Origin of the sequence: Planococcus halotolerans (assembly GCF_003289955.1) — a bacterium.
Taxonomy (GTDB): domain Bacteria; phylum Bacillota; class Bacilli; order Bacillales_A; family Planococcaceae; genus Planococcus; species Planococcus halotolerans.
On record NZ_QLZR01000001.1, the window covers coordinates 345785 to 358981 of the forward strand.

The 13197-nt window shown below is 44.0% G+C and carries 12 protein-coding genes; 4 read left to right on the plus strand and 8 right to left on the minus strand.

Going from position 1 to position 13197, the window contains the following annotated elements; all coding sequences use genetic code 11:
- Positions 1 to 28: 28 nt before the first annotated feature.
- The 4 genes from DP120_RS01620 to DP120_RS01635 form a co-directional block, all read right to left on the minus strand.
- Positions 29 to 751, minus strand: a complete 723-nt coding sequence (locus DP120_RS01620) for an amino acid ABC transporter ATP-binding protein (protein WP_084243924.1) — start codon at positions 749 to 751, stop codon at positions 29 to 31.
- Between the two features lie 12 nt (positions 752 to 763).
- A complete protein-coding gene (locus DP120_RS01625; protein WP_112221436.1) occupies positions 764 to 1432 on the minus strand; it encodes an amino acid ABC transporter permease in 669 nt (222 codons plus the stop codon).
- 29 nt (positions 1433 to 1461) lie between these two features.
- Entirely contained in the window at positions 1462 to 2307 is an 846-nt protein-coding gene (locus DP120_RS01630) for a transporter substrate-binding domain-containing protein (protein ID WP_112221437.1), read from the minus strand.
- A gap of 76 nt (positions 2308 to 2383) precedes the next feature.
- Entirely contained in the window at positions 2384 to 3226 is an 843-nt protein-coding gene (locus DP120_RS01635) for a MurR/RpiR family transcriptional regulator (protein WP_112221438.1), read from the minus strand.
- 248 nt (positions 3227 to 3474) lie between these two features.
- On the opposite strand from DP120_RS01635, the gene DP120_RS01640 reads away from it, so the two are divergent.
- Genes DP120_RS01640 through DP120_RS01655 form a run of 4 tightly spaced genes read left to right on the plus strand, consistent with a single transcriptional unit; the run spans position 3475 to position 7495 of the window.
- Positions 3475 to 4233, plus strand: coding sequence for a carotenoid biosynthesis protein (locus DP120_RS01640; RefSeq protein WP_112221439.1), 759 nt, complete (start codon positions 3475 to 3477; stop codon positions 4231 to 4233).
- On the plus strand, positions 4230 to 4901 hold the full coding sequence (locus DP120_RS01645; protein WP_112221440.1) for a lysophospholipid acyltransferase family protein: 672 nt from the start codon (positions 4230 to 4232) through the stop codon (positions 4899 to 4901). Before DP120_RS01640 ends, DP120_RS01645 begins: the two co-directional genes overlap by 4 nt.
- Before the next feature lie 9 nt (positions 4902 to 4910).
- Complete coding sequence (locus tag DP120_RS01650; protein WP_112221441.1) at positions 4911 to 6017, plus strand: glycosyltransferase family 2 protein; 1107 nt, start codon at positions 4911 to 4913, stop codon at positions 6015 to 6017.
- A complete protein-coding gene (locus tag DP120_RS01655) occupies positions 6014 to 7495 on the plus strand; it encodes a phytoene desaturase family protein (RefSeq protein WP_112221442.1) in 1482 nt (493 codons plus the stop codon). Before DP120_RS01650 ends, DP120_RS01655 begins: the two co-directional genes overlap by 4 nt.
- Positions 7496 to 7602: 107 nt before the next feature.
- On the opposite strand, the gene DP120_RS01660 is transcribed toward DP120_RS01655, so the two are convergent.
- The 4 genes from DP120_RS01660 to DP120_RS01675 form a co-directional block, all read right to left on the minus strand.
- On the minus strand, positions 7603 to 8433 hold the full coding sequence (locus DP120_RS01660; protein ID WP_112221443.1) for a phytoene/squalene synthase family protein: 831 nt from the start codon (positions 8431 to 8433) through the stop codon (positions 7603 to 7605).
- Positions 8433 to 9890 (minus strand): phytoene desaturase family protein, encoded by a 1458-nt coding sequence (locus DP120_RS01665; protein ID WP_112221444.1) that lies wholly within the window; start codon positions 9888 to 9890, stop codon positions 8433 to 8435. Before DP120_RS01665 ends, DP120_RS01660 begins: the two co-directional genes overlap by 1 nt.
- Positions 9887 to 11413: a phytoene desaturase family protein gene (locus tag DP120_RS01670; RefSeq protein ID WP_112221445.1), complete on the minus strand. Its 1527-nt coding sequence runs from the start codon at positions 11411 to 11413 to the stop codon at positions 9887 to 9889. The genes DP120_RS01665 and DP120_RS01670 overlap by 4 nt, the downstream gene beginning before the upstream one ends.
- 305 nt (positions 11414 to 11718) lie before the next feature.
- The gene (locus tag DP120_RS01675) at positions 11719 to 13164 is read right to left on the minus strand and encodes a DEAD/DEAH box helicase (protein WP_112221446.1); all 1446 of its coding nucleotides are present in this window, start codon (positions 13162 to 13164) and stop codon (positions 11719 to 11721) included.
- Between the last annotated feature and the right edge of the window lie 33 nt (positions 13165 to 13197).

The window sequence follows — 13197 nt, forward strand, 5'->3', positions numbered from 1 at the left end:
GCTATTAAACGGAATCGCTTCAGCTAAATCACTCAACCAATTGGATAAATTGTTTGGTGCGCTCATTTTGTGGATTTTCAAAGAAATTCTTGGGGTCGGCAGATTCAATGATCGTCCCTTGGTCAATCATGATGATACGGTCCGCCACTTCTTTGGCGAACTTCATCTCATGGGTGACGACAACCATCGTCATGCCTTCTTCTGCAAGCTGCTTCATAACCTGAAGTACTTCCCCCACTAATTCAGGGTCAAGCGCAGAAGTCGGTTCGTCGAACAGCATTACTTTCGGTTCCATCGCTAAAGATCTGGCAATGGCTACACGCTGTTTTTGACCACCGGAGAGTTTGCTTGGATAAACATCTGCCTTATCTTCAAGGCCGACTTTCCTCAGCAAATTCATCCCCAATTTCTTCGCTTCTTCTTTTTTCATCTTCTTAACTGTAATCGGCGCTTCAATAACATTTTCCAGAACTGATTTGTGCGGAAACAGATTGAAATGCTGGAAAACCATTCCGACTTCTGCCCGAATTTTGGCCAAGTCCTCTTTTTTCGGATTAATTGTGTGTCCATCAATAGTAATTTCACCACTATTAATCATTTCCAAAAAGTTGAAACATCTAAGAAGTGTACTTTTCCCCGATCCACTGACACCGACGAGGACGACCACTTCCTGAGGCTTCACATGCAAATCAACACCTTTTAGCACTTCCAAGTCGCCGAAGGATTTGTGTATATTTTTTCCTACTATCATGTCTGTTCCTCCTTAGGCTTTGTCCACATCGAGTTTATTTTCATACAAGCGCAACAGGAATGTGAAGATCATTACAAGCACTAAGTAATAGAGAGCGACTACCAGGAAAGATTCGAAAGCCTGATAAGATTGTGCTGCTTCACGGTTTGCAAGTGAGAAGATTTCCGCCACACCGATAATATAAACAAGTGATGAATCCTTCAATGTAATGATGAACTGGTTGCCAAGCGGCGGAATTGAGCGGCGCAATGCCTGCGGAAAGACAATTCGCTGCATTGTCTGCTTGCGGTTCATCCCAAGAGACAGGCTGGCTTCGCGCTGTCCCGGGTCAATGCCCTGAATCGCGCCACGGAATATCTCCGCAATATAAGCACCATTATGCACTCCGAGTGCTATGGCACCTGCCCAGAAATTGGACATTGTATAAATTTCAACTATTCCGAAATACAGGAACATGATTTGAACAATCAATGGCGTTCCCCGTATTACTGTTATATAGACATTAGCAATCCCTCTAAGGATTTTCGACCCGGATATTTTCATTAATGCAAAAACCAGGCCGATAACCGTTCCCAGAATAACCCCGATTGCCGTCAATTCAAGCGTGACGACACTTGCTTCAAGGAATCCAGGATATGTCCGCATAAATACATCAAATACGGTGACAAATATCTCCGGCATACATTTCCACTCCTCTTCTTACCAAGAAATTATTCGAGAACTTCGACACCTTCAAGGTCTACGTCGAGGAGATTGCGGCCAAACCATTTTTCTGAAATCTCGTCATAAGTCCCATTTTCAATAATTGCATCCAATGCTGCATTGATTTCCTCCAGCAATGCTTCATCGTCTTTACGTACAGCGATTGATGGCTGTTCAATCCATAGTGGATCTCCGACCATTTCAATTTCCAGACCGGCGTTTTGGGCTTCAAAACCTACCACGTCTGCTGTAATAACTGCATCTAATCGTCCTTCAATAGTTAAATCATTCAAAGCCACAACATCACTGTCATAGTATTGGATATTGTCCTGATCTGTATACTCAAGTGCAGCTTCTTCGTACGTACTTTGTCCGACTACGCCAATTGTTGCGCCTTCCAAATCTTCTGCAGATTGTATTTCCGTAGTTCCTTCACGGACAAAAATTGCTCCCCCTGAATAGTAATACGGATCCGAGAAACTCACTTGCTCCTCGCGTTCTGCTGTCTTGGACATCGAGCCGATTATTGCATCATAACGGTTTGAATTCAACCCTTGTATAATCGTTTGGAACGGAGTCGTCACCGGATTCGGTTCCAATCCCATTTCTTCTGCAATTGCATTTCCGATATCAATATCAAAACCTTGCAAATCGCCGCCTTCTTCAAAGCTGAAAGGTTTGTACAAACCACTCGATGCAGTCGTAAATTGCCCTTCTTCCAATAGGTTCAAATCGCTTCCTGCGCCTTCAGATCCAGTTCCTTCTGAACCGCCTGATGAATCATCTTCACCGCATGCGGCCATAATCATGCCTGCTGATAAAACTATACCTAAAAATGGATATTTCTTTTTCATATTGTTCTCCCCTTTTCGTTTTATGATTCACCAAAACGCCTGGGCGTTCCGGGGCTTGCCTTTACATTGGGTGTAATCAGATGAACACTTCTTTCTCCATATAAATCGCTTCTACTTTTGCCAAATTCCGCTTGACTTTCGAATGTTCTTTTACATATACAAAACGCATAATTGAAGCAATCAGCGCATGCACTGCTGTATAGGAATCAATATTCAAATTCGAGTTTACGAGAACCTCCAATGAAATATCAGCGTAATCCGCTGCGGGAGAAACTGCAGAGTCTGTAATCAGCACCACTTTGGCTCCTTGTTTTTTGGCAGTCGCCAGTGTATCGATGACGGATTTTGTATACCGCGGGAAAACAAAAGCGATTACCGTATCTTCAGCAGTCAATGCAGACAATTGCCGGTAATATTGGCCATCTCCATGCATCAGCAATTCGGCATGATCCAAAGTCAGATTCAGCCAGGATGTCATAAAATGGGCGAGTCCAAAATCAAAAAAATTGCCGGTAACGTAAATATTCTTTGCCTGGCCGATGTGATCGACTGCCTGCAGCAACTGATCTTCATCCATCGACTGCTTTAACTGTGTGATGCTTGCGATATCCGCATCCAGCAGGTTTGCCAAAAATGATTGCTCGACTGCGGGCTGTGCATCGGATTCCTCGACTTGCTCAAAGCGCTCTTCCGCGAGTTTCCTCTGGAGCACATGCTGAAATTCAGCATAGCCTCGATAGCCTAATTTTTGGGACCATCTGATTACGGTCGATTCACTGACATTGACCCTCTTTCCTACTTCCAAAGCAGATGAGAAGGCGAGAAAGATAGGTTCTTTGAAAAAAAGATCCCCAATCTTTTTTTGTCCCGAACTAAAATTTTTATAAGAACTTGAAACATTCCGCAGTAAATCCTGCATATTTTACAGCCCCCAATGTAAAAACAAGCTAGTGTACTGTAATAAGTATACCTTAATGCAGGATTTCCTTCAATAATTAATTGAATATTCTTTTTAAAATGAATAATTTGAGGAATTATTTATTTCTTTTTCCCTATATGCTGTCCATCTAAACTACTAAGTAATTTACAAAATGAGATAAGCTGACCCTGACTTCCTCTCTTTAGTGAGTTTTCAAGTATACTATTTGTACAACTAGTAATGGAGTGATGTTTTTGAAGTGGGAAGAAAGAATTTACCGTTTATTCCTGGTTTGGTATGTAATCGGCATCGTACTGCTTGGCTTTGATTTATTGCCTGTCTGGCTGGAATGGGCAAATGCCGTATTTCTTATATTGGCCGGTACAATAGGCTTCCTGTACTTTTTGAAGCGTTTCGGAAAATCTGTCGGCATTACCATTGGCCTAACCATATTTTTCTCGACATTCATCATTGAAGGAGCAGGCGCGAATTCCGGTTTCCTGTTCGGCTCTTATGATTACACAGAGCGTTTTGCACCGAATCTATTCGGTGTGCCGATCGCCATCGGATTTGCCTGGCTGATGGTCGTGGCAACATCCCATGTATTGGCCCGCTGGATATTTCCGCATGGAACAATCGCATACGCTGTCACCGGCGGGATTGGTGCCGTCATCATGGATCTGATTATCGATCCCGTCGCCTATCGCTTGAAGTCTTATTGGATTTGGGAGGACACCGGCTGGTATTACGGTATCCCGTGGACCAACTTTTTCGGATGGTTTTTGGTATCCTTCGCCTTGCACCTTCTCATCGACTTGGCAATGCGGCATAAGTCAATGTCCATAACCAATGAAACCGCTGAACGCAGACTGGTACTGCTGTATCTTTTGATGATTGTTATGTTCGCCATGCTTGGAGCTCTCGGCGGCTTGTGGCTCGCTGTTGCAGCAAGCACAATACCAACGATCCTGCTGGTAGCCTTAGCATGGAAAAGGAGGCCCTTATGATAGAAGCGAAGAAAAGCCGTTTATTCGAAAAAGGCTTTGCCATCTACCTCTTTCCTTTACTGCGTCGATCATTCTCCCACCTGCTTGGCCGAAATGTCCGCAAGATTCCAGAGCGGCCGGTAATTTTCATCGCGAACCACAGCTCATGGTGGGATGGATTGCTGTTTTTCTTTTTAAACCATACTGTCTGGAAACACGATATCCATATGATGATGCATGAAAAGAATTTAGAGAAATTCAAGTTCTTCCGGTACCTCGGTGCCTTTTCTATCGAAAAGCAAAATCCGAAAGACATTATCCGCTCTCTCCAATATGCCGAAACGTTATTGAAAGAAGGAAAGTCGGTCGTGCTGTTTCCGCAAGGGGATGAGTACCATCAGGAAATCCGTCCTCTCGACTTTTCCAATGGAATCGGCTACCTGGTCGAAAAACACCCGGAAGTTCCTGTCATTCCCATAGCGTTCTATTATTCATTCAGGCACGAACAAAAACCTGAAGTCTGGATTGATCAAGGCTCTTGTTTTTCAATAGAAGAAATTCATGGCACCTCCAGAAAAGCAAGAACCGCCTTTTTACAGCAGGCTGTTACAGCCCAGGTGGATGACTTAAAAAAAGAAGCAATTGCAGAGAACACATCTGCTTTTGAAGATCTTTTAAAAAAGGGGTGAAATAAAATTATGCTGATATGGATATTTAGTCTATGCCTTGCCTTTTTCCTGATTTGGACAGTCATCAATAGCCTTTTCATGCCAGCATTGCCCAAAATTCCCGCTGTCAGCGGCGAGCCACTACTTTCCGTGATGGTCCCGATGCGCAATGAAGAGCGAAATGTTAAATCGCTTATCACTTCTCTGAAAAACAGTACATATCCGAATAGTGAATTCATCATTCTGAATGATCAGTCCACTGACCGCACACAGGAACTGCTTGAAAAAGCGATTGGCGGCGATAATCGCTTTACGCTGCTGCAGGGAGTGGAGCTGCCTGCAGGCTGGATAGGCAAAGTGCATGCTTGCCATCAGCTGCAAAAGGCGGCTTCAGGAGAATATTTATTGTTTGTGGATGCAGATATAAATTTCAATCCACAGGCTTTCGAGCAATCGTTGGCCCTGCTTCAGCAGACCAATTCGAAAGCATTGTCCGGTTTCCCCGCATTCGAAGTAGCTCCTTTTTTAAGTAAACTGCTCGTACCGATGCAGCATTTTGTGGTTTTCTTCCATTTGCCCTTAGCATTGGCCAACTATGCCTCATTTCCTGCTGCAACGGCAGCACACGGCGCCTGGATGCTTTTTGACAGAAAAACGTATGACGAAATTGGCGGCCATCAGTCTGTTCATAGTTCACTTGTAGAGGATGTCCATATTTCCCGGGAAATAAAAAAAGCCGGACATCGCATGATGCTGGCTAACATTACGAAATCTGTCAGCAGCAAAATGTACGAAACCAACAAGGAAGTATGGGAAGGTTTTTTGAAAAATAGTTATACAGGAATAGGACGCTCTCCTGCAATGGCTTTTTCTCTGACTTTGTTTTATATATTGTTTTATGTATCCCCTGCTGTTTTGGCTGTCATTGGCTTATTGATGTTTGAGCCGTGGTTCCTCCTTCCTTACCTGCTTATTAGCCTGCAGCAGCTTTATGTCATGATAAGAACACGCCAAAATCCGCTTCTGGCATTTCTGATGCCGCTCCAGGCTGCTGCAATGATCGCTGTTTTGCTGCATGCAATGCAAAAATCCCGCAGCAAGCAATCTTACTCATGGAAAGGCAGGAATTATTTATGAGCAAAACGATTATCATAGGCGGCGGCCTTGGTGGTCTATCCGCGGCTGTGACTCTTGCGAATGCTGGGATGGAAGTGGAGTTATATGAAAAAAATGACCATTTCGGCGGGAAGCTGATGCCCGTTCAACTGGGCAGCCACTCATTTGATTTCGGTCCAAATACAATCACCATGCCGGAAGTTTTTAAAGCGGTTATCGAACAGACGGGGGAAAACGTTTCCGATTATTTCGATTTGATTCCTTTACCGACACATACCAGAAACCACTTCCCTGACGGTCGGCATCTTGATTTTTCTTCCGACAAAGAAGTCATGCAGATAGAGTTGAATCGAATTGCAGCGGATGATGCGAAGAACTATACGTACTTCCTGGATGAAATCAGCCGTATCTACAATTTAGCGGAACGCTATTTCTTCCCTTCCACTTTCCAATCATGGCGAGATTACCTGTCTCCTTCATTAGGCAAGGCCCTGTTGCAAGTGCGGCCGATAGAAACGATGGATCATTTCTACAAGAGATATTTTAAAGATCCCGTTTTGCTGCAGGCATTTGGCCGTTATGCAACATATATCGGTTCATCTCCCTATAAAGCCCCAGCAACCTTTTCAATGATTGCTTATCTGGAATTGGTCGGCGGGGTGTATTACGCTAAAGGCGGAAACACACGCATTGCGGAAGGGTTTGCTGCTGTTGCCATAAAAAGAGGCGCACATCTCCATTCCAGTAAACCCGTCGCAAGAATAGTCGTCAAAGATGGAAAAGCTGCAGGGATAGAGTTGGAAGACGGTACTGTATCCGAGGCAGATGCTGTTATTCTGAATGGCGATCTGTTGACGGCCTTTACTCAACTAACCGCTGAAAGTGAACGTCCGTCTTTCAGCAATGAAAGGAGTGAATCCTTCGAGCCTTCCATTTCCGCGTTTGTGATATTGGCTGGTTTGAATACACGCTTGCCTGGACTGAAGCATCATAATGTCTATTTCTCTGGAGATTACCCGAGAGAATTTGACGAACTCTTTGAAAAGAAGAGCTATTCCGAAGAGCCGACAGTGTATATCAGCAACTCTTCAATTTCCGATCCGTCCGTATCGCCCGATGGAGACAATCTGTTCATTCTTGTAAATGCACCCGCTCTTACTTCAGAAGGTGATTTGCAAATAGATGCCGAAACTTATAAAAATCGGATATACGATTTTCTGGAGACCTATGGGCTGGATATCCGAAGCCATCTTGTTGAAGAAGAGGTCTTTACTCCTTCTTTTATAGCTGAAAATTTCAATGCTTTCCGCGGCGCATTATATGGCCCCTCCTCACATCGGAAAAAAGACGCTTTTTTGCGGCCTGCAAATGCCAGCCCGGATATCAAAGACCTCTACTTTGTCGGCGGCAGCACCCATCCCGGCGGTGGATCTCCGATGGTTACGATGAGCGGCCATAATGTTGCAAATCTCATTTTGAAAAAGTTCAACCTTCTGTAAACGAGAGAATCCCTATGGTAAAAAGACAAAATAAAAAATCAGCCGGATATTGATGGGCTGATTCTGGAGAGATATGCCCGCTTGAGGCATATCTTATTTTATTTGTTTTAAAGGCAAGCCAATATCTGTTGCTTGGATTGATCCGGCACAAAATGTTTTTGGCCGAATACGTTATAGTCTTTCTTTCGGATGGTCGTCAAGATTTCGCGGTACACCAAGCCGGCTCCTTTTACCGGAATCCTCGAACTGACCGGGTACTCATTTATCGTTTCAAACGCTTTTTGATAGTAATACTCCGCTTCTTTGGCCATCTCTTCCCAAACTGAAACAAAAGCAGGCGTTACTGTTTTTCTGCGCAGATCTTCTTCGTTCAAATTGTATTTTTTCATCAGTTCCGCTGGCAGATAAACTCGTCCCAAACCAAGATCTTCATCGATGTCCCTAAGAATATTGGTGATTTGCATTGCATAACCGAGTGCGATTGCCCCCTCTTTTAAAATCGCTGTTTTGCCGGGGGCCAGTACGGGCAATAGCATGAGCCCGACCGAACTGGCTACATGATAACTGTAATCCAATACATCATCCACAGTTCTGTAATATTTCATCAGCAAATCCATTTCCTGTCCGGCAATCATACTGGCATACGCCTCATCGTCCATATCATAATTCCGGAAGACGTCAGAGAGGGCAAGCCACATGGGATTTTCCGCGTCGAAATTGCCAGCTAAAAAATCGTTGAATTCCTGCTTGAAGAGAGACAATTCACGGACGGGATCCGCACCTTCGTCCACAATATCATCCACTGTCCGGCAAAAAGCATAAATAGCCCATACCGCTTTCCTTTTTTCCTTTGGTAGCATTGAAAAGCTTTTGTAGAAACTTTTGGAATTGGCAGCAATAACTTCTTCGCAAAAACGATATGCTTGGTTTATTTCCATCAAGAACCTCTCCTCTCACTTAAGGAATCTTGTTCAATTTGCTCAGCAAGCAATTTTGCTCCTTGCATCACTATCGGAATACCTCCGCCAGGATGGACGGAAGCTCCCACTGCATACAGCCCTTTCGTATCGTAAGGCTTGACTTGCGGACGGAAAACACCAGATTGCAGCAGGGTGGGACCAATTCCAAAACTCCCTCCCCGGAACAGGCCAAAAGCTTCCGCATCGGCAGGCGTTCTTACTTCCATCCATTCGATTGATTCTTTTAATCCCGGAAACGACAGTTCTTCCATTCTGTCGATTACACCATCAATCCACTCTTTTTCGTTAGCCCAATCGACTTCCGAACTTGAAGGAACAGGGATCAGGGTGTACAGCACCCCTTTGCCCGCCGGCGCCAATGAATCATCGATTTTTGAAGGATGAAACGTATAAAATGCCGGATCTTCAGGTTTTTTCTTGTCGCTGAATACGTCTTTCATATGCCTGGCATAATCATTACCAATGAAGAATTGATGGACATTTACTTCATCATAGACCCGATCGAGGCCAAAATACAGCAATACACAGGCAGAAGATGGGACGAATTTTTTCTTTTTCCGATCCGGCAATAAGCGGGATACCATCGGGAAATCGCCGTTATACACAACAGCATCAAATTCTTCTCTGCCGGTTCCCAACTCCACTCCTGTTGCTTTTCCATTCTCCACTGTAATTTGCTTCACTGCTTGCCCTTTTCTGACAGTTATATTCGGCAGGCTGAGCAATTTTTCTTCAAGCAGCGGCACGATGCTTGCATAGCCTCCTTTCAGATAATGGACGCCATGCTCGTGTTCGCTAAAAGGGACAAGGGAATACATGCCCGGGGCACTGAAAGGATCTCCTCCTATATATAGCGACTGCAGCGTGTAAGCCAATTGAAGCCTTTCGTCAGTAAAATACCGGGACATCAATTGTTTGACGGAAAGCTGCGGCTTTAAAGCCAAAAGATTTTTAATGTTGCCTGGTGTAAAGAACTCTTTTTTCCTGACAAATGAATGCTCAAGAAAAGCAGATTTGCCGATCGCAAAGCGTTCTCGCCCTTCTTCCATAAAGCGTTTGAATCCTTCTTCCTGACCTGGAAAAACTTTCGCGACCTCTTCAATCTGCCGCTTGCTGTCCGGGTATTTCGTATATACTTTTCCGTCATTGAAACGAATGGTATAAAGAGGGTCGCAAAGCAATAATTCATATTTCTCTTTCGGAATTCCCGCTTCAGCCAATAGTTCCTGAAACATCTCGGGCAATAAAACAATTGTCGGTCCTTCATCGATTTTAAAGCCGTCCCGCTCAACGAAGTTCATGCGACCGCCAAGACGGTTTTCTTTCTCTATTATTGTTACTTCATGGCCTTTACCGCTTAAATACAATGCCCCCATAAGTCCGCCAATGCCGCCGCCAATTATTGCAATTCTCATGCAAATCCCTCCAGTGCAGGCAATGGAAGAATCGGTATTCCGCCGTTTCCATCTTTCTTCAATATACCATTGGCTGTGATTCGGGCGGATTCCAGAATGGTCGGCAAGCCGCTCCCCGGATGCGTTCCGCCTCCGACAAGCCAGCAATGCTTAAATTCTTCGAATTCATTGTGCGGACGGAATATCATCATCTGCGATAATTGATGCCCAAGATTGAATGTGGCTCCTTTATAGACAGAATAGTCCTGTTCCCAGCCAAATGGCGTCAGCACTTTTTCTGTTTCGATATGATCACGCAGATTTTTAAATTCCGTTTTCTCCTCAATAATATTCAATACAAGTTCCCTGAATTCCTGCTGTTCATTGTCCCAGCCGATATCACTGAAATTATTTGGAACCGGCGCCAATATGTAAAGTGCTGATTTCCCCTCAGGCGCAAGTGTCGGATCCGTAACACTGGCGTTTTGGATATAAATAGATGGATCTGCTGACAACAGTTTGGAATCCGTGATTTCTTCCACATTTTTTTTATAATCTTTCGCAAAAACAATTGTATGGTGGGAAAGGTCGTATTTTTTATCCAATCCCAAATAAATCATGAATGTGGAGCAGGAATATTTTTTCTTCTCCAGCTTTTCAGGAGTATATTTCTTGAGAATTCCCGGTTCAACAAGGTTTGTCATGACATGCGCAAAATCCCCATTAATGATTACTTCATCAGCGGCTTCACGGCTGCCGTCCTCAAAATCGACGCCTTTTACCGTACGGCCTTCAAGCCATAATTTTTTCACGCCTCTGCCTGTATGGATTGTGCCGCCAAGCTCGAGGATCACCTTCGCCATCGATTCCGAAAGCTGATTGACGCCGCCGATCGGATGGTAAATTCCATAAGCATGTTCCATATAAGACAAGATAGTAAATGCGCCTGGACATTCCCATGGCGACATTCCGAGATATTTGGATTGAAAAGCAAAAGCCAGCTTTAACCGCTCATCTTTGAAGTAACGTGAAAGCACGTCATACAGGCTCTTGTTCACTTCCAGTTCCGGCAATGCTTTCAGCACTTTAGGCTGAATCATGTGTGAAAACTTATCCATTTTTGTCTGCAGGATTGGGGATAGAACCTCCAATTTACGGCCGGTCTCTTTCATGAAACGTTCATAGCCTTCCCCGCCGCCTTCAAAATCTCTATCGATTTTAGCCTTCATCTCTTCCGCATTGCGCGTCATGATCAATTTTTGATCTTCAAATATCAATTCATACATCGGGTCTAATTCGACAGGCTGCATATAATCCGAAAGCTTCCGGCCGGCAACTTCAAACAGCTCTTCCACAATATGAAGCATGCTTAAGAAAGTCGGTCCCGTATCGAAAGTGAAATCTCCGAGTTTCAAGGCTGCATTACGCCCGCCGACGCGTTCATTTTTTTCATAAATATCCACTTTATATCCTTTTGCAGCCATAAGCATTCCAGATGCAAGCCCACCCGGACCAGCACCGATTATAATGATTCTCTTCGCCATATGATTACCCCATTTATGATTCTTTAGTTATACATTATTTATATAAAAATTATACAACAAGAATATTAATAAGACTAATATAAAGCTTTCAAACCATAAAAACACATTTTTTAAGCTTTAGGCGGTAGCCTAATCGAATTTTTTATCTAATCAGTTTCAAATTGGAAATATATTATAGATGTACCCTATCTAGCAGAAGAAGTAACTCCAGAAAGCAAATGACTAATTCAAAAAACGGGTCGGCAAGACTAATAGTGATTTTAAATACAAAAAAACCGCCTCTGAGAGAGACGGTTTGCTTAACTTTATTTTTTTGCCTTATGCACTTTCAGCGTTTTGCCTTTGATGGTCTTATTTTTCATTTCCTTTAAAACCATCGGGCCTTTGCCGTTCAGGATATCAATATACGTCACCGTATCCTGGATTTTTATGATGCCGATGTCTTCAGCTGTGACACCGGGAATGCTTGTCAGCGTTCCAACAAAATCAAAGGCACGCAATTTTTTCTTTTTACCGCCATTGAAATAGAGTTTCATAATATCCTTGTTTACCTGTTCGTTCTTATTGCGTTTAAGTTGCGGACGGCTTTCAAGTTTTTCAGTGAAAGCTTCCTCCGCTGCGTTTACTTCGCCCGCAGAAGGTGCAGTCTTTTCCGGAATCTCAAAATTGATATAGTCCTCGATTTCAGCCAGGAACTTATCTTCATGCGGCGTTACAAAGCTGATCGCTTTACCCGTTTTTCCGGCACGCCCTGTGCGGCCGGCACGATGGACATAGCTTTCCTTCTCTAACGGTATGTCATAGTTGATGACATGGCTAATGCTGTCGATGTCGATGCCTCGCGCTGCAACATCTGTCGCGACCAGATAACGGAATTCTCCGCGCTTGAAATCATTCATTACAGCAAAGCGATCTTCCTGCACCATACCGCCATGCAGTTTATCACAGGTATAATAATGCTTTTCAAGCTGTTCCATTACGAAATCAACGTTATCTTTCGTCCGGCAGAAAATGATGCAGCTGTCCGGATTTTCAACGATTGTCACATCACGCAACAAAGCGAATTTTTGTTTTTCTGCAACTCGGATCAGATAATGTTCGATCTGACTTTTCATCGTTTCAGATGAAGCGATTTCAATGTGTTCAGGCTGGTTCATATACTTTTGCTGCAGCTTCTCCACGTTTTCCGGCAATGTAGCTGAGAAAAGCATGGTCATGCGCTGTTTCGGCACTTTATTGATGATGGCTTCCACCTGTTCGATAAAGCCCATATTGAGCATTTCGTCCGCTTCATCCAACACTAAAAATTCGATGCGGTCCAGTTTCAGCGTACCTCGCTCGATGTGGTCGAGCACTCGGCCAGGCGTCCCCACAACCACGTGGCATTTCTGTTTCAGTTCTGCCTGCTGATAGGCAAACGGCTGTTTGCCGTAAACCGCAGCTGCTTTAATGCGCTTGAAACGCCCTATATTGGTAATGTCTTCTTTCACCTGATCAGCCAGCTCGCGGGTAGGTGTCAAAACTAAAGCCTGTGGCTTATTTTCTTCCCATTCGACCATTTCACATATCGGTATACCGAATGCGGCCGTTTTCCCGCTCCCTGTCTGTGACTTCACGGCGATATCCGTTTTCCGCAATGCAACAGGAATCACTTTTTCCTGCACTTCTGTGGGTTCTTTATAACCAAGCCCCTCGAGTGCCTTTAAAATCGGTTCACTTATTTTATAATCTTTGAAATTCTTGCTGTCCATATATAATTCTCCTTCTCCGTCCAAAACGCCAGA

Coding starts and splice junctions, on each gene's coding strand:
- DP120_RS01675 (WP_112221446.1), bottom strand. CDS start 13,164: ATGGACAGCAAGAATTTCAAAGATTATAAAATAAGTGAACCGATTTTA.
- DP120_RS01670 (WP_112221445.1), bottom strand. CDS start 11,413: ATGGCGAAGAGAATCATTATAATCGGTGCTGGTCCGGGTGGGCTTGCA.
- DP120_RS01625 (WP_112221436.1), bottom strand. CDS start 1,432: ATGCCGGAGATATTTGTCACCGTATTTGATGTATTTATGCGGACATAT.
- DP120_RS01620 (WP_084243924.1), bottom strand. CDS start 751: ATGATAGTAGGAAAAAATATACACAAATCCTTCGGCGACTTGGAAGTG.
- DP120_RS01635 (WP_112221438.1), bottom strand. CDS start 3,226: ATGCAGGATTTACTGCGGAATGTTTCAAGTTCTTATAAAAATTTTAGT.
- DP120_RS01630 (WP_112221437.1), bottom strand. CDS start 2,307: ATGAAAAAGAAATATCCATTTTTAGGTATAGTTTTATCAGCAGGCATG.
- DP120_RS01665 (WP_112221444.1), bottom strand. CDS start 9,890: ATGAGAATTGCAATAATTGGCGGCGGCATTGGCGGACTTATGGGGGCA.
- DP120_RS01660 (WP_112221443.1), bottom strand. CDS start 8,433: ATGGAAATAAACCAAGCATATCGTTTTTGCGAAGAAGTTATTGCTGCC.
- DP120_RS01655 (WP_112221442.1), top strand. CDS start 6,014: ATGAGCAAAACGATTATCATAGGCGGCGGCCTTGGTGGTCTATCCGCG.
- DP120_RS01650 (WP_112221441.1), top strand. CDS start 4,911: ATGCTGATATGGATATTTAGTCTATGCCTTGCCTTTTTCCTGATTTGG.
- DP120_RS01640 (WP_112221439.1), top strand. CDS start 3,475: ATGTTTTTGAAGTGGGAAGAAAGAATTTACCGTTTATTCCTGGTTTGG.
- DP120_RS01645 (WP_112221440.1), top strand. CDS start 4,230: ATGATAGAAGCGAAGAAAAGCCGTTTATTCGAAAAAGGCTTTGCCATC.